At 41.0% G+C, this 21,720-nt stretch carries 21 protein-coding genes and 1 pseudogene; 7 read left to right on the top strand and 15 right to left on the bottom strand.

The window, feature by feature from the left end; all coding sequences use genetic code 11:
* Window positions 1–173 precede the first annotated feature (173 nt).
* The 3 genes from GA520_RS05460 to GA520_RS05450 form a co-directional block, all read right to left on the bottom strand.
* Window positions 174–485 (bottom strand): immunity 53 family protein, encoded by a 312-nt coding sequence (locus tag GA520_RS05460; protein ID WP_163341178.1) that lies wholly within the window; start codon window positions 483–485, stop codon window positions 174–176.
* A gap of 87 nt (window positions 486–572) precedes the next feature.
* A complete protein-coding gene (locus tag GA520_RS05455; protein WP_304511294.1) occupies window positions 573–2,048 on the bottom strand; it encodes a YecA family protein in 1,476 nt (491 codons plus the stop codon).
* A gap of 359 nt (window positions 2,049–2,407) precedes the next feature.
* Window positions 2,408–2,614 carry a hypothetical protein gene (locus tag GA520_RS05450; protein ID WP_163341175.1) on the bottom strand — a complete coding sequence of 69 codons (207 nt, stop codon included), beginning with the start codon at window positions 2,612–2,614 and terminating at the stop codon, window positions 2,408–2,410.
* Window positions 2,615–2,793: 179 nt separating this feature from the next.
* On the opposite strand from GA520_RS05450, the gene GA520_RS05445 reads away from it, so the two are divergent.
* Entirely contained in the window at window positions 2,794–3,708 is a 915-nt protein-coding gene (locus tag GA520_RS05445) for a site-specific integrase (protein WP_304511293.1), read from the top strand.
* On the top strand, window positions 3,705–4,787 hold the full coding sequence (locus GA520_RS05440; RefSeq protein ID WP_304511230.1) for a transposase: 1,083 nt from the start codon (window positions 3,705–3,707) through the stop codon (window positions 4,785–4,787). The genes GA520_RS05445 and GA520_RS05440 overlap by 4 nt, the downstream gene beginning before the upstream one ends.
* 1,012 nt (window positions 4,788–5,799) lie before the next feature.
* On the opposite strand, the gene GA520_RS05435 is transcribed toward GA520_RS05440, so the two are convergent.
* From GA520_RS05435 to GA520_RS05410, 6 genes are all read right to left on the bottom strand, one after another.
* Complete coding sequence (locus GA520_RS05435; protein WP_163339571.1) at window positions 5,800–6,570, bottom strand: ABC transporter substrate-binding protein; 771 nt, start codon at window positions 6,568–6,570, stop codon at window positions 5,800–5,802.
* 210 nt (window positions 6,571–6,780) lie between these two features.
* On the bottom strand, window positions 6,781–7,077 hold the full coding sequence (locus GA520_RS05430; protein WP_163339572.1) for a hypothetical protein: 297 nt from the start codon (window positions 7,075–7,077) through the stop codon (window positions 6,781–6,783).
* Between the two features lie 667 nt (window positions 7,078–7,744).
* Complete coding sequence (locus GA520_RS05425; RefSeq protein WP_163339573.1) at window positions 7,745–8,236, bottom strand: hypothetical protein; 492 nt, start codon at window positions 8,234–8,236, stop codon at window positions 7,745–7,747.
* A 26-nt stretch (window positions 8,237–8,262) separates the two neighbouring features.
* Window positions 8,263–8,952 carry a hypothetical protein gene (locus GA520_RS05420; RefSeq protein ID WP_163339574.1) on the bottom strand — a complete coding sequence of 230 codons (690 nt, stop codon included), beginning with the start codon at window positions 8,950–8,952 and terminating at the stop codon, window positions 8,263–8,265.
* An 81-nt stretch (window positions 8,953–9,033) separates the two neighbouring features.
* Window positions 9,034–9,732 carry an HNH endonuclease gene (locus GA520_RS05415; protein WP_163339575.1) on the bottom strand — a complete coding sequence of 233 codons (699 nt, stop codon included), beginning with the start codon at window positions 9,730–9,732 and terminating at the stop codon, window positions 9,034–9,036.
* Window positions 9,733–9,789: 57 nt separating this feature from the next.
* Entirely contained in the window at window positions 9,790–10,173 is a 384-nt protein-coding gene (locus tag GA520_RS05410) for a hypothetical protein (protein ID WP_163339576.1), read from the bottom strand.
* 159 nt (window positions 10,174–10,332) lie between these two features.
* On the opposite strand from GA520_RS05410, the gene GA520_RS05405 reads away from it, so the two are divergent.
* Window positions 10,333–11,325, top strand: a complete 993-nt coding sequence (locus GA520_RS05405; protein ID WP_163339577.1) for an integron integrase — start codon at window positions 10,333–10,335, stop codon at window positions 11,323–11,325.
* Window positions 11,326–11,644: 319 nt separating this feature from the next.
* Here GA520_RS05405 and GA520_RS05400 read toward each other — a convergent pair whose 3' ends face one another.
* Together GA520_RS05400 and ehuB are read right to left on the bottom strand one after the other, a co-directional pair.
* Window positions 11,645–13,012, bottom strand: a complete 1,368-nt coding sequence (locus tag GA520_RS05400) for a PAS domain S-box protein (protein WP_163339578.1) — start codon at window positions 13,010–13,012, stop codon at window positions 11,645–11,647.
* 57 nt (window positions 13,013–13,069) lie between these two features.
* Window positions 13,070–13,945 (bottom strand): ectoine/hydroxyectoine ABC transporter substrate-binding protein EhuB, encoded by an 876-nt coding sequence (gene ehuB / locus GA520_RS05395; RefSeq protein ID WP_205749351.1) that lies wholly within the window; start codon window positions 13,943–13,945, stop codon window positions 13,070–13,072.
* Between the two features lie 278 nt (window positions 13,946–14,223).
* Between ehuB and GA520_RS05390 the strand changes: the two are divergent.
* A pseudogene (locus GA520_RS05390) lies at window positions 14,224–14,643 on the top strand (helix-turn-helix domain-containing protein); the annotation flags it as partial.
* An 8-nt stretch (window positions 14,644–14,651) separates the two neighbouring features.
* Here the strand turns inward: GA520_RS05390 and GA520_RS05385 are convergent.
* Window positions 14,652–14,870 carry a hypothetical protein gene (locus GA520_RS05385; RefSeq protein ID WP_240910215.1) on the bottom strand — a complete coding sequence of 73 codons (219 nt, stop codon included), beginning with the start codon at window positions 14,868–14,870 and terminating at the stop codon, window positions 14,652–14,654.
* Between GA520_RS05385 and GA520_RS27080 the strand changes: the two genes are divergently transcribed.
* From GA520_RS27080 to GA520_RS05375, 3 genes are all read left to right on the top strand, one after another.
* A complete protein-coding gene (locus GA520_RS27080; protein WP_370362789.1) occupies window positions 14,784–14,996 on the top strand; it encodes a transposase in 213 nt (70 codons plus the stop codon). The genes GA520_RS05385 and GA520_RS27080 overlap by 87 nt on opposite strands.
* A 183-nt stretch (window positions 14,997–15,179) precedes the next feature.
* On the top strand, window positions 15,180–16,139 hold the full coding sequence (locus GA520_RS05380; RefSeq protein ID WP_163339580.1) for an NAD(P)-dependent alcohol dehydrogenase: 960 nt from the start codon (window positions 15,180–15,182) through the stop codon (window positions 16,137–16,139).
* Between the two features lie 128 nt (window positions 16,140–16,267).
* Window positions 16,268–16,651: a bacteriohemerythrin gene (locus tag GA520_RS05375; protein WP_163339581.1), complete on the top strand. Its 384-nt coding sequence runs from the start codon at window positions 16,268–16,270 to the stop codon at window positions 16,649–16,651.
* Between the two features lie 547 nt (window positions 16,652–17,198).
* Here GA520_RS05375 and GA520_RS05370 read toward each other — a convergent pair.
* The 3 genes from GA520_RS05370 to GA520_RS05360 are packed head-to-tail and all read right to left on the bottom strand — an operon-like array spanning window position 17,199 to window position 21,100.
* On the bottom strand, window positions 17,199–19,187 hold the full coding sequence (locus GA520_RS05370; RefSeq protein WP_163339582.1) for a DUF3488 and transglutaminase-like domain-containing protein: 1,989 nt from the start codon (window positions 19,185–19,187) through the stop codon (window positions 17,199–17,201).
* Complete coding sequence (locus tag GA520_RS05365) at window positions 19,187–20,110, bottom strand: DUF58 domain-containing protein (protein ID WP_163339583.1); 924 nt, start codon at window positions 20,108–20,110, stop codon at window positions 19,187–19,189. Before GA520_RS05365 ends, GA520_RS05370 begins: the two co-directional genes overlap by 1 nt.
* A 24-nt stretch (window positions 20,111–20,134) precedes the next feature.
* Window positions 20,135–21,100 (bottom strand): MoxR family ATPase, encoded by a 966-nt coding sequence (locus tag GA520_RS05360; RefSeq protein WP_163339584.1) that lies wholly within the window; start codon window positions 21,098–21,100, stop codon window positions 20,135–20,137.
* Window positions 21,101–21,720: the final 620 nt, after the last annotated feature.

Genomic DNA, 21,720 nt, shown 5'->3' with positions numbered 1-21,720 from the left:
AGATGTTTGGTGCAGACGCTTACGGCGCTGAAACCCACGATTGAAGACAAAAGTTGGAGCAAACGAGTTCGTTGTCAAAAGATCTGATACTTCGTTGGTTAATCGGTTAATTGTGACCTTTTTTCGCTTCAATGGTGAATATTATCTCTTGACATCGGAAGGCCATATAGAGGTTAAGCATTCCCGTGTGCCCACGCCAAGAACAACCGTATAAGCTCCTCAAGTTTTTGCGGGCCGCCGTAGCCCACGAACTTGCCATTTTCAAGCTTGGTTATCAGCCAATTATCTCCACTGGTGTCGGCTTCTTCACCAACACCGTACGAGAACTCTTGATACTCACTATCTTCAAGATCGGTATCCATGAGGTCGATTTTCAACAGCCAGCCCGGGTTATCGAGCGTTCCAATCTCAACACCGTAGGTATGCTCCCAATCTTCATTGCACTGAGACAGATACCACTCTTCGAGCTCTTTGATTGCTTTCATGATCAATATGCTTAACGTGAAGTTCACCGGAAACTTTGAAGCGAAGCGTAAAAGATTTCCGGTGAAACGTTTTGTTAGCCAATTTCTCTAATTATATTTGATGTTTCTGCAACATTTTTTGTATTTTTTACCTGACCCACAAGGACATGGAGAATTCCTTCCAATCTTTCCAACTTTTGGTTTTTGTGTTGAAGGTTCCTGGGGAAATTCAGTTGCAGTTTTGTACTGCATGGATAAATTATCCGTTTCGAAGAAATTCCAGTCTCTATTTAGATCTTTATAATACTCTTTTTCTTCTTTAGTCCAGTTTTCGCAGTTCATCAGAATAAAGTCTTCTGAATTTGTTTCTGAAAATTTAGGAGCATCAATAGCTATACCTACGATAGTATTTAAATGTTCAAATTTATTCTTTGCAGTACCACAAGCAATTTCAAGTATTGTTCTCCTCTTTTCTCTGTACTCTTCATATGTTTCTGAAAAACCTTGGACTTTCAATTGAAGAAAGAGATATGCCTTACCTTTGAAAAAAGAAGGCATAAAGGAAAGATTTCTAACCAATTTTTCAGTTGTTTCAGGGAAAGATTGAATAGCTTTTATCATGTGGCTTGAGAGATAACGCCTGTGAAACCTAGGCTCTTTTGCCATTTCATGTATTGCACTTTTCCCATCGAGAGGTGTCTCCTCACCTAATATCGTACCATCTAATGTGTGCCCACATGTTCTCTGTATAATATCATCCCAAAGGTAAGATTCCTTATCAGCTTCTTTTTTGGCCTTATACTCTTTACGTTCTAAGAAATCTTGCCATTCACCTTCGCCAATAAAGATACCATTAACGCCTTCATCCAACGTTCCAATATAATGGCAATTGTTATCTTTATCGAAATTCCTGAAATAATGAGATAATAGATCTTCTTCCCCACAATACACTAAAGCATTGTACTTTTTGATGGCGCGTATCTTGGCATCTAGATAAGCGGTAAAGTCAAAAAATGTGTCTAGTTCTGAAAAAATTATTGGTAGATTGTGGGAGTCGAAAATGTGAACAGGATTGCTCTTGTCTAGATCTATGAAAAATGGGAATGGTAGCTTTTCTGTATGCTCTCCGTATGATACGGCTAAACTGCCATAGATATTATCTTCATCAAATTTTTCGCATGCTTCTTTTGCCCCATGGGCAATAATTATTTTATGAACGGTTATATTCTTTACATCAAACTCTATTGGAAACGGAATTTTATTTTCTTGGTCTAAGTAAATTTTTCTTGATTGAAGTATATACCTTTCTGCTCCATTTGCAGTTCTGACTTGAGCATCTATTACTTTTTTCTTCCATCGATTCCAGAGTACATTGGGATCTTTACTCTCATTTTGTAATGTTAGGTTTTCTCTATCAAAAAAAATAAATACATGATTATCGAAAACAGCCAACAAGTCACACAGTTCGTCTTGGTTGTCATTAAACGGATTTGGGTAAGACCATAATTTAAGGAAAGTATTTTCACATAGATCAGCTAATAATTTTTCCGTAGCTGTAACACCTTCTGACTTCTTAATTTCCATATTATTTCGTTAATTTTCTTTGGTGGCTAACGTCCGGAGTGACTGGCAATATTGCCATGATAATGGAGCGTTTGCGCTTCGATTATCATGGTAATATTGTCCAGTCGACTCCGTGGTTATCGGTTGCGCAGCACCGTTAACCACGGTGGCGGCTGGTTTCCAGGCACTCCGGACGTTATCACGGCGCGAAGCGACGTGATAACGTGGAGTTAAGGGGCACCAAGAGTTTCTAGTATATCGCTACTTGAAATAAAGAAATACCATTAATGATTGAATATTGAAAATGCCGTAACCTTTTGGTGTCCCTCTTGAACGATTTGTTAAATAAAAATTTGTTTTTTTCTTTATGCTTTTTTACTTCAACTTGTTTCGTCTTCTTCTGCGTCTTCATCCTCTCCATATAAGAGGTCGCTCAGTTCTTCTGGAGACATTCTTTTAACTATTTTTTCAAACTTACGATCATACCGTCTATCATTCGGTTCAATACCCTTTTGAGCTTTTCTTTTGTATTGACGGTCAAAGGTGCCAATTTGTGATTCAAGCGCTTTCTTGCGTTTGCTTTTCATTATTTGTCGTTGTTGATGTTGCTTTTATTCGTTGTTGGACGAAGCCGCTACGCGGCAGACACCCTCCGAAACATATCAAGTTGCATTTTGTAACCCATTGCTTTTTCAGTAATAAGAACGAGCCGACAATGCAAGATACTTTTTTCGGCAGCAACCCTTATTACTTGAAGGAGGTTACAATGAACTGCAAGATGCCAAGCGATCCGCAATTTTCGACGCATTATCAAAAACACCTCAAGTGCCTGAAACTCAACGGCCTGCAACCAAAAACAGTGGAGGCGTACTCCCGGGCGCTCAGGCGCATCGGCAACTATTTCGATGGCGAAATTGCCGACCTTTCCCCAGACGAGTTACTCGACTATTTTCACGACCTGTTGGAGTCCAGATCCTGGAGCGCGGTCAAACTCGATCTCTATGGCCTGAAATTCTTTTACACCCATGTCTTGAATAAACCATGGCAGGATATTCCCCTGGTCAAGCCGCCGAAAACCTCGAGGATCCCGGACATATTGTCCGTTGAGCAACTCAATGCCTTACTGGCGGCAACCACCACCATCAGCTACAAGGTCTTTTTCTTTACCGCCTACAGCATGGGATTACGCCTTGGCGAAGGGATCAACCTGAAAGTTGGCGATATCGACCGCACCACTATGCGGGTCCATATTCGAAACGCCAAAGGCAACAAAGACAGACTGGTGCCGATAACTGCCTATACACTCCATGTATTGAGATCCTTTTGGCAGATGCACAGGCATCCGCAGTTTATTTTCCCCAATCGCAAAAGAGGGTTGAAAAAGGCCCACCTGGCCGAGACTCCTCTGGACCGGGGCGGTATTCAGGTCGCAATGAAAACCGTTGTCGACGAGCTCGGGATCAAAAAACAGATCTCTTGCCACTCGCTCCGTCACGCCTTCGCTACCCATTTGCTGGAAGCTGGTGTCGATCTCGTCGAATTGCAGCAGATTTTAGGGCATGTCAGCATCCTGACCACCGCGCGCTATACGCACTTAACCACAAAAACCAAAAACAATGCCTATCAGACAATCAACACCCTGGTCAATTCCGTTGATATTCAGTGGGGAGGTTGGAAATGATTCTTCTCTCCTCCATTATCAACCATTTCGAAACGACTTTTCTTGAGAAGTACCAAGATGTTCTCTTGCCCGGCCATAAAAAAGCGCTGCGTGATATGAAACGGTGCAGGTCGAAGCAGGGGTTGCATATGCTGGCAAGCTGCTCCGACCTGGACTGCACCGAGCGGGTATATATCCCGCATTCCTGCGGCAACAGGAACTGTCCCCATTGCCAGAACCACGAAAACTGGCAATGGATTGAAAATCAACTCGACAAGCGGTTGCCCGCCACCTATTATCTGGCCACCTTTACCTTGCCGCAACAACTCCGCGACCTCACCTGGAAGAACCAGAAGCTCATCTACTCACTGATGTTCTCCTGCGTCCAGGATGTTCTGAAGACATTTACCAGCAACGATAAAAAACTGCGTGGCTCGGCAGGATTCACCACCGTATTGCATACCAAAGCCAGAAATCTCGATTTTCATCCCCATATCCATGTGGTCATGCCCGCTGCAAGCATCAATGAGAAAAGTGGCATGTGGCGGGTGAAATCCGCCGGCTATCTTTTCAACCATAAGAACCTGGCCAAGGTCTTCAGGGCAAAACTGCTGGAGGCCGCTGTCGACCAGGGACTGTACGTCCCTGCAACTACCCCGAAAGATTGGGTGGTTGACTGCAGGGATGTCGGCAACGGCGATAAGGCCTTCATCTATCTCGGCAAATATCTATACAAGGGCGTCATTCAAGAAAAGGACATTCTGCGCTGCGAGAATGGCGAAGTCACATTCAGATACATGCATGCTGAAAGCAAAGCGTATCGAACCAGGACCGTTAGCGGAGAATATTTTCTCTACCTGTTGATGCTCCATGTTTTACCGAAAGGTTTTCAAAGAACGAGATGCTACGGCTTTCTCCATCCCTGCAGTAAAAAACTTTTAAAACTCCTGCAGTTGGTAATGAGGAAACCTCTCTTTTTCATGCTCAAACGGAAAAAAGAGCGGGCAACAATCACCTGCCCACGATGCGGCAAGCCAATGAATATCGTAAAAACACGCATTCGTAAACCGACCGCCTTGCTGACTGCTTGCTTAACCTGAACATGATAGGAAAAACGGTTATGTGACCTACAAAGACATACGCCTTTTCAAAATCCGATTTTATCGGCAATGGGCAACTATGCCTAAATATGGGCAATTTCCGTCTCGACTGAAGCTTCCAACCTGAAAAAACAGGTAAGAGAGCAAGAGACTATTTTTTTTCTCCTTCCCAATTGCCCTGTTCACCACCCCAGCATAAAAAAGCAATTTTCTATAATAGAGACCGGGCTTGTCCAACAAACGGTTCAGATTGTGGCTCGCTGCGCTCTCACAATCTAACCTTATTCGTTATGTGTTTAATATTATTTCATGTTTTATAAACGAAAAAACGAACGCGCAGATAACTACTACAAATATTGAGATTGACGGAATATTTAGTGCAATGAATACTGGCTTGGAAATGTTTTTTCTTACAAATAGTGACAAAATCGAAACAACAATCCAACACGGTATTGCAGGTAAAACGCTCAATAATGCACCGTTTAAGTTCTCATAGTTAGAAGGTGATCCGTAATCTACAAAATAGCTGAACAGAAATACGCTACTTAAACCAAAGAAAAATATTCCAGCTATTGAACTAAGCATTATTAAAGCAAGAATTATTTTTCCATTTAAGCTCATGATAATATTTTGAATAAATCGATAAATCTGTTGTGAGTTTATATGTTTTGGTCACATAATGCCGAGCTGAGCGGCAAATATCCTCGATAATGGGTCGTTTACGAGCCGATTATTGAGGTTATTTGCCGGCTCGAGTGTTTGGTTATCGCGTAGCGTAGCGGAGCGTTGACCAAACGCTTGAGTCGGGTACCGCTCAGCTCGGCATTATCGAGTTCGCGAAGCGAAGTCGATAACAAGGAAGTAACCGGCATCTGAAAGCGGTGTGAAGCGACAGCGGAACACCGCTTTCAGATGCCCGTGTTAACTGCTGTGTTATGGTGCCTTTTATTTCAAACAGTTATCTGATTTCAGCAATTCTGCCATGTAGCTATATGATGTAATCCTATTGTTTTTATTTCAAATACTTGTTAAAAATTCGACTGATACTTCCATCAGCTTTCATTCGTCTGATAATTTCATCGTATTTGCTTATAAGCCGTTTTTTTTCAGGATGATCTGATGCTATGCTGAATGCATTATAATAGGATTTTGATTTCAGAGGTTTGGGCAAATATGCAATGGCATTTAGCCGTCCCTTCTGTTTTTCTTCGTAAAGCGTAAGCATGGTAGGCATGGGGACAATATCAAAACGGTTTGCAAGAAGTTTGGATATCTGATTTGTGTGCTGAGTTGAAATATCCAGTTTCAAATCCGATTTCCAGAATTCAGGTGTATATGATGAATCTTTTGTTGCCCCTACCCTAAGTCCCTTAATATCTTTCAGTTCCTGAAAATGTATTTTGCCTTCATCTGTTTTTCGGATGAAGAAATTCCACGATAATTCCACATACGACTCTTCGGGATAAAGAAGATATTCCATTCGTTCCTTATTTTTTGAAATAGTCAGAATCATATCAGCTTTACCGTCCCTGGCATCTTTCAATGTTCTTGACGTGGTGGCAATAACAATCCGATAGGGAATATTCAGTTCTTTCATCAGAAGATCAAGAATTTCTGGCGTAATGCCGGTGACAGAACCATCTGATTCCGATTTGAATACAAGCGGGGTGTCAACAGTTGAATAAAACAGGAATTCCCGTGCATTCGCCTCATGAATTATGCCGCATATAAGGGTTGTCATCATCATAACAGCAAGTAAATATTGTCTGTTCAATTTCCACATTTGTTTCTTTCTCCTTTATAACATTGATGATTTCAGTAATGACACCATAACGTGGAATTAAGGGGCTGCGGGGCCTCTAGTATTTTCTTTATAGATTTGAACCATCTTTTGATCTGGCTCGGACTTTTAAACGCCGAGCCTCACGCAGTCCCTCTTTAATGATTTGTTATCGTTTATTTTTATTTTTATAAATTGAATTGCATTGGTGATTCATTTAATTGATACATTCTCGTTACATGATATTTCAATCACATCTCCACTTTGCATTTGGATTAAATAGCCATTATTTTGATATTTGATCTCATAAATGCTTCCAGATGAACCCCAGGAGTCTTTTCTTGGTATTAATATTTGTGTGACTTCTATAAATTCAATGGTTTTCTTTATTGGCAACTGTGGTTTTTTATACAACATATTTATTGTAAAGATTGCACTTTTTTCTTTCCAGTTCACTTTAATATCTTTTAGAGTGCAATCATGTAATGCCATGCCTTTTATGTTGTTCATGCTTTTTTATCGATAACGTTTTAATAACCTGCCGCAACAAATCTTGCTGCAGGGTGGTTGAGTTACTTGCGAGTTTTGGCGCAGCTTCAAACTTTGAAGTAGCGCGATCGTGTTGCGGTCTGTGTTTATTTGGTGGTTATAAAATCATTTATGGCTTTATGTAGTTAAGAAAAATATAAATAGCACATGCACCGACAAACAAATTGACTGAAATTCCAATGTAGAATGGTTTCGATAGCTTATGAGACAAAGATAATCTTGTTAAAGGGAATCGTTTTGTAGAACCGCCTAACTCAAAACTGCAATTATTACATTCAAATTTCAGAGGTTTTCCAAAAAGGATAAAACCAATAGGTGTTGAGATAAGTAACGCGTATTGCCACCAACTGAATAGAGGCTCAAGATAACCAATTTTGCAATGTGTACATTTGGTGAAATTTACACCATCCAATTTTTGTTTGTTTGGATTTCCACCAAGTCCTATTAGTCCAGGTTTCTTTTTTCTTACGTACCACCATATACCGACAACAATTAGTATCCAAACTATCAAGATCAGTTCATGAGTGTTCATTATGCTTTAATTTATAACGTGGAGTTCTACGGACCCGCGTTGTTTGCGGGGTCCGTAGTAACGATTTGTTAGCGATTTTATAGTTTTTTCAGTTTCTTATCCGCAAGTGTAGCGTGTTTCTTTACTGGTGCGAACTGTCCAATCTCCGTCACTATTTTCAAGGATATATTCTTCGGTTGAAAAACAATCTGAGCCCCTATGCTCGACATATGCTATAACATTTGCTGTATTGTAGTTGATAACTATTTTTTTGAACTTGATTATTACAGGCCGCGACAGTTCGTTTGTCTTTTTTATTTTGCATAGAGCGTAGGTTTCGCATTCTATTTCTGAAAAATTCAAAACCAGGAGTGTCGTTTTATATTTTTCTGTTTCTATATGAGTCTTATTTGAATCGTCGATAATTGAAACTGCTATATGCGTCAATTGGTCATTTACTCTTTTGTTTATTTCAGCAGCTCTTTGGTCCTCATAGATAATTACAGCTTTAATGATTTTTTCATTGTCAGAATTTTGAATGTTGCTCCCAAGGCATAATGATAGGAAAATTACTAACAAAAATAGCTTCAATATTTTGATTACTTTCATTTTCTATTTTAACGCTAACGTTGAATTCAGCGGCCCGGGGTTGTTTCCGGGTCCGCTGGAATGACTGGTTGGGCATGTTCCTTTAATTCAGGCACATACTCACTTAACGTACAGAGTAATTCATGAGCAATTTGCCTCATACAAGCCAATTCAGGACGCCCTTTTAACGCAGATTCAATACTATTTTTGGAAAAAATCCAGCCTAATGAATTTTCTCGTGATATTGCTAAATAAGCTTCTTCAAGTTCAGGGTCTACATGAGCCCCACCATCTGTATCTGCAACATGAAGAATTAATTCTCTTCTGCAAAAGGTTCGTTTTTTATTATCTTTTAGAACTGGATCATTCCACCACTTTAGAAATTTGACTCGTTTCATTGGTTTTGGACTACCACCCATACTTATTAAGGGTAAGTAATAACCGTCTTCACCAGTCACCCTTAGCCCTACTAAATTGCATTCAGTCAATAAATTTCTTGGGCTAAGTGGACCAGCCGAATCAAAAAAACGACCCTTTCGATACCCCAATTGTTCTAATAGTGAACGTGATTGACCATGATGATGAAGCAGGACACGCAAACTAAGTGATATGTGTTTCCCTATTGCTTCCAAGCCATTGTCATAAGCTTCGCACGCATTTCGAAGTAACTGAAGTTGTTCAATCAATTCTTTTTTAAGCTCACCTTTTGGCCTGGCTTTTCGTTTTCTTTTTGCCATAATCTATCTCATGAGGCCCAACGCTGAGTTCAGCGGACCCGCGCTGTTGCGGGGTCCGCTGTAACGTCTGGTTATTTGATTTTATTGTATTTTTGCACTTTTCTCTAGATTGTGTCTTGCGCACAGCAATTGAATATTTTCAGCTTTTAAAGACGTTCCACCTTTTGAATATGGCAGGATATGGTCAAAATGCAGTTCATCAGTTGCCCCACATGTAACGCACTTACCGCCGTCACGTTTCCAGACCTCTAGCTTCACACTGGTTGGAATAATACGACTCCTGTTTACTTCTCTATTTGCTTTATCTTCGGCTAATGATTCATCAGTAACATTTTCTATGGCAACCAATTTGAATTTGAAAACATTTCTTGTACCATCTGATTGCTGCCATGAGTCGACCAAATGAAAGTAACCGTTATCAGACCAAATACCAGGCTTCAATTTTTCATATACTTGAACAATATCTGGCCCTTTTGAACCTTGCTTAAAACCTTGAGCGGCGTTATTAAATTTCCCATTTTCGGTTAAGGATCCACTTGCTCTGCCCTCTGGCTGATCATAATCTTTTGGATTGGAGATACCTTTTGTTTTTGCAACATCATGCCCTTCATAAATCAGAACAGTACCATCTTCTGTAATCTCATCTTGATAAGGTGAATTTTCTCTAACTGACATTAAAATTACAGAATGCTTACCTTTTAGTCTAAAATTCATTCCTTTTTGGAGGCTTGTTCCTTCTTTTTGGCACATTTCTATATATGAAATTATGTTGCCTCGCATTTTCTTTTCCTTATTAGGCTAACACATTGTAAATACGTGAGGATATTCAACGAGTAATTAAAGAACCAAACAACCTTTAGCGAGAGGAAAAGTCCATTTCCCATTTTCTTTTAAGTAGGGCTCTTTGTATATGAAATATTCACCGTCAAATTTGTAATTTTTGAAAAGTAATATTTTTTTATTTCTATTTTTGTAAGCGTCATAAAGGTCTTTATTGCCATATATAAGTTTTTGGACTTCTGACCCTGTATTTTGGCCTTCATATAATACAACCTCCCCCATAAATTCATCAATGTATGGATTGGATGTATCATTGCTAAATAGTACCAAGTATCCTTTTTTTGTAGCTTTAATTCCTGAAGGCTTTTTGTAATCAAAATTAAAAATTTTATCCAATTGGTCCAGATCGTAATCTTTTCCGGTTTGAAGTATATTGGTCATAATTTTGATCTCCTATCTATGTATGAATCATTTTTTACAAATAACCATTTATTATCAGGTCTATTTGCCCTGATAAGTTGATATTGACCTGATTTTAGGTACAGTGTATCTTGCATAATATCAGTTTCAAAATTAGATGAATCTTACCATAAGTCCCCTATGTCCAACAGAAAAAAGAAAAAAATACTTGAAGAAGTCCGGGAGATATTGCGAATAAAGCATTATTCTATTCACACGGAGCGTTCTTACTGTGACTGGATCAAGAAATTCATACTTTTTCATAACATGAAGGGACGTGAAGAACTCTTTATCAACAGTGAACAGAAGATTGAGTCGTATCTTTCGTATTTAGCATTAGAACGTCATGTTGCTCCTGCTACTCAAAACCAGGCAATGAATGCTCTCGTTTTTCTTTATAAGAAAGTGCTTAAGACAGAGCTCGATGGTCTCATCGATGGAGTTCGAGCACCTAAAAAACTTAATGTACCGGTTGTCCTTAGTAGGAACGAGGTTGCAAATACCATTGGATTAATGCATGGTGTCGGCCGTCTGGCAACACAGATTTTGTACGGGAGCGGCCTCAGGATTAGCGAGGTCATCCGTCTAAGGGTAAATGCCATTGACTTTGAATATTGCCAAATAACTGTACGATCAGGCAAAGGAAACAAAGATCGCGTGACAACGTTTCCCAAAGTTATTGAGCCAGTTTTGCGAGAACATCTCAACCATGTGCGATTAATCCATGAACAAGACATCAAAGTCGGTTTTGGCGAGGTCTACTTACCAAACGCACTTGCTAGAAAATATCCAAAAGCGGCCAGTGAGTTTGGTTGGCAGTATGTTTTTCCATCTCGCAATATATCCGTTGATCCTCGAAGCGGCAAAAAGCGACGTCATCATATTGATGCCAGTGTTGTGAACAAGGCAATAAAATCGGCGGTAAAAAAGACGGGGTTAGATAAAAAGGTCAGTGCTCACACATTTCGCCATAGTTTTGCTACTCACTTGCTCGAGCGAGGAACTGACATTCGAACCATCCAGGCCTTACTCGGCCACAATGATGTTTCCACAACTATGATTTACACCCACGTACTGCAGCAGGGTGGCCAAGGTGTGAGTAGCCCGTTAGATGATCTTTTTACAGCAAAATGAAGATGTCGAAACAGGGTAGGAGTGTAGATTTATCTAACCAGTAAACAGGTAGTTATTTCAAATAGTAGTGATAGCGAAAAACAGGGAGTCAGGTCAAGCTACATCACACAACAAATCAATGCACCGTATGAACCGATGATTTACTCGTACATGGTGTCCCGGATGTGTCCCGACCCACGCCACGCTACATACCACGTATTTACTGACCAGTCGGAAGTTCAAATCTTCTCATCCCGACCAGCAATTGCAAGGGGTTATAGCTTAACAGCTTTAACTCCTTTTTTGTTTCAAGTGAACTTTCTAACGATTTTTTCAACTTCTACTTATCCTCATATAAGTCCATATCTGGATAATATTTTTCGGCACATACCTGGCAAATACTGTGGCTGAACTCAGCCTCAGAATGTTCATGGAGGTATTCCTCAATTTGATTCCAGTATCCTTTGTCATCCCTGATTTTTTTACAATACGAACAAATAGGCAGCAAACCGCTTAACTGTTTTACTTGTTGCATTGCCACTTGAAGATCCGAAATCAATTTGTCTTTTTGTTGTTCGGTCTTCTTTTGCACGGTAATATCGTTGAATGTTACGATAAGGCTATCTGGAAGAAAAAAGAAATAGAGTTCACAAATCTTCACATTGCCGTCTTTGCATGTAACCCGATATTCACCGGTGTTTACAGGATGTTCTGAATCTTTGGCTATTTCCAGGAAATGTGTCCATCTATCAATCACATCTTGTCTGTACTCGGGGTCCGGGTATGCAACCTGATACCATTCCGATGCAGTGGAAGCCGTATGTCCGAAAAGATCAAGGGCGCTAATGCTCCAGTAAAATATTTTGTCATTTTTTAAATCAACAACGGCTACTGGAAAGGGTGTCGCATCAAGGGTGGACCTCAGTTTGCTTTCGCTCTGAAGCAATAACTTTTCGGCGTGCTGACGTTCATCTATTTCAAGAGATAATTTATCATTAGATTTTTTTAGCTCATATGTACGGTTTCTGACACGCTGCTCCATTTTATCATAAGCTTCTTGCAGAGCCATCTCTGCTGTTTTACGTCTTTTCCCAAGAATAAAAAGACTAATGCTTACAACAGAAAGTATCAGTGCCCATAACATCAAAATAACGGAATGAATTTTCCTTTGGTTGTCCATCATTTGACTTAAATTGGTCAGGGCATGATAACCAATCTCATCAATTTTGCTTTCCATTTGATAAAAGAGAGATCGTTGCATAAGTTGTTCCTTTATCCCATGAGATTCTTGGTCCTTCCATTGAGAAAAGGCAAGCTTTTGAATCAGACTCTGGATTGTTTCCAGCTGTTTCAAATGGTTCAACATTTGATTGTCTTTAAGGGGAATACCAGGAAAATTACTAATTGTACTCCTGCCATTGATGATATCTTGGACAGAGAGAATGGATTGGTCATAATATGGCCAAATATTCTCAATGCGAATCGATTTGTCTCCTGCGAGCATCCTTTCAAGCAGTAGTTGCCCTTTTGTAGTAGAGGTCTTGATCTGCATAAGATTGTCATAAACGGGTACATTCTTAGTTATCTCATTTCGCCACTGCCAATTACCAAAAATGATGAGGGCCAAGAAAACAATCCCCATAATAAAAACAATAAGAATGGATGGCTCAATACTAAATATAGCTTTTTTGTATCGTGCTTCGTTCATATTATTTCCCTAAAAACTCAGATAATTCGAATACCGTTCGTTGCATGACCATATAAGTCATTGCTCCATACATAGGTCTGCTGCTGTAATATTATTTGGGAATTCAGTGAAACCGAATGGTTTCACAAGATCATGATGTTCCTTTGTTCCGATAAATTTTTTTAAATGATTATTGAATTCATAAAGGAGTTTTCGATCCTCTTTTCTAAACCCAAATGCACCGTATCCTCTTACAACCTTACCATTAATTAAGGGGTCTTTGAACGGTTGAGCTCTTTCGACAGTTGAGTCGTTTGAGCTATCGATTATCCTCTGAATGCTCAGACTTGTAAGAGCCAGAGCATCTGCATGACCGCCCCTGACCGCATCCAAACCCGATGAAGAATCTGGAACTTCCAAAATACGTGACTCAGGAACGCCAATTGCCTGTGCATATCCCATTTCAGCAGCACCTTTCATAACGCAGAGAATGGCCTTTGGATTTTTTGCCACATCTTCATAACTATAAAGCTTTTTAGGGTTCCCGGCTCTTACCAAAAAAGCTTGCCCTACGCTGTAGGTGGGCTCAGAAAATGAAATCTCTTTACATCTTTTTGGCAGGATAAACATACCGGCAGCAATCATGTCAAAACGACCAGCTTTAAGGCCGGAAATCAGGGAGCCAAACTCGGTAAACACTCCCTCTATTTTGTGCACCCCCATTTCAGAAAGGATTTTTTTTGTTATTTCAGGAGCTTCCCCGGTAAGCTTACCCTCTGCTGTTTTATAACCATAAGGGATATCATTCGCAAAACCAACTCGAAGTACCCCTTCTTTCTTTATACGTGAAAGTGTAGATTCGGGTTCCTGGGAACAGGAATAAAAAATTATACTGAATCCTATTATCAAGAGAACCATTATTGGAAAATTGTGGCCTCTGAATATTTTTTTCATCTTTTGCTCCTTGGGCATGCTGATCCTTTTTTATCACACTTTTGATTATTATAAGATTTCAAGTCTCTAGAACACAAAAGGTTATGGAAAGAATGTTACATTCGGATCACAGTGAGGGAACACTGGATTCAATCTTAATCTCGCCGCTATAGTTGAACAGCTCATTACACGTTAATTGAGATAGTCCCGATTTGATCTGACACTTCACTTATACAAGTGAGGGGTACCAGTTTTGATAAAGGTGCGAACCAACCATCAAAACAAAAGAGGTATCCCTCATACTTCATGGTAACGAACGTATCGTAAAACACAAGGTAGGATTACTCAATCTTACCGAGGAATTGTACAACGTCTCACGAGCCTGTAAAATTATGGGCCTCTCCAGAGACACTTTTACCGCTATAAAGATGCAGTTGAAGAAGGTGGTGTTGATGCCCTGATCGACAAGAGCAAGAGAAAACCTGATGTCAAAAACAGGGTTGATGAGATGACGGAAATTGTCGTCGTTGCTTACGCTGTTGAGCAACCTGCTCACGGGCAGTTCCGAGCCAGTAACGAACCAAGAAAACGTGGTGTATTCATCTCTCCCTGCGGAGTGAGATGCGTCTGGCTCAGGAAAAATGATCTTGACCGAGGCCCAGGTCCAAGCGCTTGAGAAAAAGAAAAATGATAACCTTGTTTCAGGAGAAATAGAGACTATCTCATTTTAGACCCTGTGGTACGAAAAAGCGTTGAGGTGAACCTCGAGATGATTCAAGCCCTCAACCAGGTCATGCGTAAACTTGAGTGGCATCTGGAAAAGACCGCACGCCAACATGACTGCCATCCCCTCTATCTCCTGCGGTCGATTACGGGTGTCGGACAATTCCTGGCGCTGGGCATCCTTAATGAGGTACACGACATTAAAAGCTTTCCCCGAGCCCAAGATTGTTCTTCCTATGCCCGTCTTATCAAACCATCAAAAAGAGTCACACAGCAAATGAGCAGGGATTCACTGCAGGCCAAATATTATGTGTCATTCTTGAAGATTTCTCACATAGTGTTACCTTGACTTAAACAAATGCTGTTTGTTGTTCTAACACCCACATAATCACCTTCAATAAAGAGAGGAATGTAATAACCAGTATGAAGGAAGCATCATGAAGCGCCCTGCCCGTATTGCGCTATCCTTACTCGTATTGCTGAATTCACTGATCCTTGATTTAAGAAGAGAACCCACCTTGCAAGAATCCATATGAAAGCAATCACTTATCGCCAATATGGCAGCCCTGATGTTTTGACAATGGAAAACATAGATAGGCCAATCCCAGACGATGATGAAGTTCTGGTAAAAAGCCATGCAGTTTCTATAAATTCATGGGACTGGGACATGTTGACAGGCAAACCATTTGAGTACCGTTTGTTCAGCGGTCTTTTCAAACCGAAAAGTACCCGACTGCATGGATGTGATATAGCAGGTAAAGTCGAAGCTATTGGCCAGAATGTAAAACACTTCCAAGCAGGAGATGAAGTGTTTGGCGACCTGTCAGAGAATGGTTGGGGTGCATTTTCAGAGTATGTTTGTGCTCGTGAAAAAGATCTATTTCTTAAACCTTCTCGTATGACATTTGAGCAGGCAGCATGCCTGTCTCATGGAGGAAATCTTGCTGTTCAGGGCCTTATTGATATTGGTCAGATTAAATCCGGTCAGAAGGTATTGATTAATGGTGGGTGTGGCAGCACTGGTACTTTAGCTATCCAGATAGCAAAACTATTCGATGTTGAATTGACATGTGTGGACAGCACAGAGAAGTTAGAGATGATGCTCAAACTCGGCGCGGACAATGTCATCGATTACACAAAAGAAAATTTTACAAGAAATGGACAACAGTATGATCTAATTTTTGATGTCAAAACTACTCGGTCCATTTTTGATTATCAACGCGTGTTATATCCAAATGGAGTATATGTAACTGTTGGCGGCAATACTTCTCGGATTTTACAAATAGCGATTTTAGGCAAGATAAGCAGAAAGTATAAAATGAACATTGTTGGCTATAAACCAAACAAGGATTTACAATATATAACTGATCTCTTTGAAGCTGGTAAACTCAACCCTATAATCGACAAATGCTATCAATTAGAAGAAACTGCTGAAGCATTTCGATATTTTGGCAGTGGCTGTTTCAAAGGAAAAATTGTTATAACACTATAATACAGAACCACCATGGATATCACTACCAAACGGCGTGAAGTCGAGCCAATATTTTTCGCCCGCTTTCACTTCCAATCCGTCTGAAATATCCATTAATTTCAAAATGTATAATCAATAGGAGTTTTTTCATGGAGATAATAAAATGGAGAGAATCATACAATATCGGTATTGAGTCAATGGACCTACAACATAAACTTATAATTGAACTCATTAACAAGCTATACAACATGATACGTCAGGAAGAGTCGAGTACCATGATAGCTGAGATTCTGGAAGAAATGAAAATATATGCAGAGGAACATTTCAGGGAAGAAGAGAGTCTATTGGAAACCCATAAGTATCCGGCCCTTTCCGAGCACAGAGATCAGCACCAAGTATATAGGGAAAAACTTCAAGACCTTCTAATCAATAATGATGAAGCAATAATGGATACTTATACCTTTCTGAGAAAATGGTGGACAGAACATATTATGAATGAAGATAAGCAATATAGTGAATTTCTGGCTCAATAAAAAAAAGATGAGTAGTTTAGCTACTCTGAGCAAAACCACTCCCTCAAAAATCTCATGACTAGTGGATCAATATGCATGCAGCACCTACTGACACGTGCTTAATGGCTTCCATTGAACTCAACCCAATTCGCATAATTTTCAAATCCGGCACCGCTGTGAACTGATGAGGAATTCGGTCTGGTAGAGCCGAAATGTTCTTCTTTAAGGAGGTGTTTGAGTCTACTTGAAAGGGCAGTTACTATAACGGGAAAGAAAGCGTCAAACGGGCAACCAAAAGATATTGCGCAGAAGAAATAGCAGCTGACAAGGTGCTCAAAATGTAGTTCACGAACTTTCCCGTAACCAGTAACATTACCCTCCCGGAGAAGTTTCCCGAGACACACTGCACGCTATACACGGAGTAAACTGTATAAAAGTCAAACTCTTCTCACCCCGAACAGTAGTTATACATAAGCTTACGGCAGATACCGCATACTTTTTGCTTCTTTCTTGTCACACCTTTCAATGAGTGGTTCTTTGCAACCCCTCCTGATAGAAAACAAGAATATTAAGAGATCTGTTTCATTTCGACATGATATGACTTTTTGACAAATTCCTTCACTGCAGTTGTAAACTTCTGTACCCCTTCATTTGTTTCTTCCCCCTTGTAACGTAAAGCGACATACATGAGAAAAATATGCCTGGTATCCTTGTATAGCCATTTTCTTTCAGATTCCAGTTTTTTAAGCAGTGTCAGGGGGCCTTGTGCTGGGATATTGGGAATCCCCAATTCTTCGAGTCTCCTGCGAAATAACAACCAAAAAGTCGCTACAGGATCCGTTGCCGGTTGGTTACGTACAAGAGTAATGACAAGCAGAATAGTTGCACCAGCAAGAACAAGTACAAAGAGAATGATTCCCCAGGACTTTTTCATCTCTTGAAAGTCAAACTGTAGCCAGGAGAAAAACCTGTTTTGATCAGCTGCCGAATATTGCATTACCCAGGTATTCCAATTGCTGTTGGCCATATCCCAAAAATAGGTCACTTTCTTAAACTGTTCCAGCAAAGCTGGCAAACCAAGTTCGGATAACCAGGAGGTCTCATCTTTCCCAGACCCAGTGGAATTCGTGCCCATAAATCTATTTGGGTCAGCGACCGTTGTGGGATCAACTCGCTGCCACCCTGAGTCATCGATTTGCACCTCCACCCAAACATGCGCATCAGATTGCCTCACAACAAGATAGTCACCGTATGGATTGACCTGTCCTCCAAGATAACCACCAACCAGACGTGCTGGCACTCCGGCAGCCCGCATCAAAAATGCAAAAGAAGCGGCATAATGTTCACAATACCCCTTCCGAGTAGCAAAAAGAAAAGCATCTATAGGGTGTTCTGCTTCTTTTTCAGTCAGAAAGCCGGGTGAAAAAGTATATTCAAATGAATTGTTCTCGAAATAGTCGAGTGCATTTTGAACAACGGTCTGCGGTGAAACCGATTGCCAGCTCTTAGCTAGAGCACGGGCCCGGGGATTACTTACTCCCGGTAATCTCAATGCCATTTCCCGTTGACCGGGTATTTGATTAGGACGAGCACCCATACTTGAGGTTACAGAATAACTGATCCGGCTACTCACCGGAAGATATTGATAGATTGTGTAGTCATGACGAAGCCATCTGGAATGACCCTGCACAATGATCGGCAGATCCAGCACCGGTAGCCATCGTTTACTGTGAGCTTCTAACGTAATGGTGTAATCATATTTTTCATCAGCGACCTCATAACCTGGCGGTGTGAAATGCGACCTCCTTCCACGTTGCCAGACTGTTCCATCAAAATCCCAGAATACTATACTGCGCCAATAAAGTTGACTGGGGTGTGGTGTTCTCACCCCATCAAACACCGCCCTGAAGGCTATTTGACGGTTCTCGGCAAGTTCTGCAATTCCCCCTAAACGCAGCTCCGTTGTAAACCCTGTATAGCCGCTTTTGATTGGCACCCGGCCGATGAAACCTGTCTGAATGCGTGGAAAGGTCAGGAAGAGAATGATCATTATTGGGAACGCTGCTGCCGAGACAGTTAAAGCCATCTTCCAGGACTTGCCAAAAGAAAGAGACGGGAACTGAATATGGGCAAGAGTGGTTGTGTTAAAAATGAGAGTAAATAAAATATAGGCTGTTGCAAAAATTGAATCGTTAAAGAACATCCCGCTGACTATCGTGAAATAACAGAGGATGACAGCAATTACTGCATCTCGCACACTTCGGATTTCGAATATTTTCATTGTTATCATGAAAATCAGCAACGATACAAAAGCCTCAACAGTGACCCCTTCATGCGTTCCGGCAGAAACCAAAAAGAGGAACAAACCGGTCACTGATCGAATACGCAAGCCCGGCGTTGGCATCACTCTGTAAAATGAAACAAAGATATATGCCCATAGAGAAAAACATATGATTACCGCAGGAAACGAAATGTTAGGCAGATGAGGTAGACTGCTCAACACTACAGTGTAAAAAGCATGCCGGTATTCGTTCGGAAATTTCTGGGAATATTTCATCAGCTATAAAGCGCCAGAGCTTTCAGGCATTCATTTTGGTGGGCCTGACCTCGGTTTGGGGGAATGTGAAACTCACCAAGCCTAAGGCCATATTTCACCTCATCTGCACTAGCAGAGAGCACCATATATGTCAGTTGGGAAAGTTTCAGTTCAAGATCGTTGCCTGGGAGGTCTTGAAGAGAGAATATCGTGCTGGCTGTCTCGTTTTCTTCAAAACGCTTCGTATGGAATCCTTTCCCCCCGGCAAACCCCTTCCAGTGGATTCTTTTCAAGCTGTCTCCAGGTAAATATGGATCGAGCCCGGTAAAATCACCACGACCTTTTTGCTCTTGCCGAAAATCACCGGGTTCTGACCCATTGTTATATTCTCTCTGTAAGGGAGCTGAAACAGGTTTGGGAAACACCAGACACTTCAATTCTTCAGCCCGGCGAGATTGTAGCTGAATCAACCCAAAAGGAAAAGTTGTAGACAGGTCAATAAATTGAACACGCAGGTATCCGCGTTTTTCGGTTGGATGATAGAGTGTTACCCCCGTTTTATAACCTTGATCAATGTCTATTGTCTGGCCGTGAATAGGATCGAGGGTTACATGAATCCCATATTTTGAGGTAGCAGGTGCATCCACTGTAAAAAATACTCTGCATAACTGACCGGCAAACACTGGTTTTGCATCCTGCCCTTTCACGGTTATGCCTGTCAGGTTCCTCCAAGTAAAGAAGGAAGAAACAAAGAACAGGCCACCGAGAAAGAAGGTCAGAAGATATCCCAGGTTATTATTGTGGTTAATGGAACCCACCAGGAGGGCGAGGAGCATGCCACCATAAACAAATCCATACCGCGTTGGCATTACCCGGTACCTGCTGCCATATAAAGGAAGGTAAGGCAGCAAATGACCTGGCCGGATGTGGTTTAGTACACTCATAAACTTTCTGGTAACGATGTGTGCTCAAGCTGGAATCGGAACCGAGGTAAATAACTGACGTATTTCCTCCGTGCTCAATTCGCTGTAGGTGTCCTTACGCCGTAAACGGTGAACAGCTAAATATGGTAAAATGATCTGTACGTCTTCCGGTAAAACGAACTCCCTCCCTTGCATTAAAGACCATGACTGCGCGGCCCGGACAAGTGAAAGCCCGGCCCGCGGTGATAAACCAATTGAAAACTCTCCACATTCCCTTGAGAAGGATAAGAGATCCTGTATATAATCAATCAATGTTTTTGACAGTTGAATTTTCCTTGCGGTTCTCTGGAGTGCAATTACCTGTCCTGGTTGAAGTACTGGCTCAAGATCTGACAGTCCCCCTATAACTCCGCCATGTTGCAGTAATTCATGCTCAGCTTTCCTGGACGGATAACCAATGGAAATTCTGAAAAGGAATCGATCTAACTGGGATTCGGGTAGAGGGTACGTACCCGAATACTCCAAAGGATTTTGTGTTGCCAGAACGAAAAATGGTTGAGGCAATTGCCTCGTTTTTCCTTCACTGGAAACCTGGTATTCCTCCATCGCCTCAAGCAGTGCACTCTGGGTTTTTGGTGTTGTTCTGTTTATTTCATCAGCAAGAAGAACCTGAGTGAAAATCGGTCCTTTGTGAAATGAAAACGAGCCATTTGTCTGATCAAAGATGGATACTCCCAGAATATCTCCGGGAAGCATGTCGCTCGTGCACTGTATTCGTTGAAATTTAAGGCCGAGAATTTTCGCCAATACTTTTGCCAATGTGGTTTTGCCAATCCCCGGGATATCCTCAATGAGCAAGTGACCTCCAGAGATAAGACAGCAGAGACCCAGCCGTACCTGATGATTTTTTCCGAGTATAAGCGTACCGATTTCCTTTTCTAATTTTTCAAAAAGATCCACCAACTGACCAGGTTTTTGAGGAACACTATCGTCTGTTACTAAAGATTCCATCTTAATAATTACCCCACCTGACGAATATACTCATCCAGCAAAATATCCGCGTATCCGAGTGATTCTCGTCAGTAATTCATTTCAATTTCCACATGCTGATCAAACTTGGCAGCTCCTGAAAAATTGAAATACATGCAGCATATTGCCCTGTTTGCAGGCAGGTAGCTCTTTTACCATCATTGAGCCTGTTACAAGTAGATAACACATGCACGAGAAAAATATTTCCCAGCCTCAGAAAGAGACTATAGAAAAGAATAATCTCTATCAAAGCAAAGTCCACCAGGCAGCAACCGCACAATTACTGAACTTTCCGATTCATATCACATGATATGCCGTAAAAATACGCCCGCCCAAATATTTTGAAATATGGAATTAAGATGAGAACCAAGACGACGGTCAACTGGAAAAACGACAGGCGTTCGCCCAACGGAAACCATCGATAGGTTTAAGCCTGGCCGAGGAATGTAAGGTGCAACAAAGAAAGGAAAGCAACTTCAGAATAATGTCCATCCGAAAACTGCCCGTTCGGATCAAGACTATTAAGGTAAACAACCCTCAATCATGGGATCGAAAATTCTTCTATCGCTTACCCAGTTCTTCACAACAACCAGGTCTTTATA

Origin of the sequence: Desulfopila sp. IMCC35008, assembly GCF_010646885.2 — a bacterium.
Lineage (GTDB): Bacteria > Desulfobacterota > Desulfobulbia > Desulfobulbales > Desulfocapsaceae > Desulfopila.
Note: the sequence above shows the minus strand (reverse complement) of the source record. Positions and strands in the feature narration are given on the sequence as shown.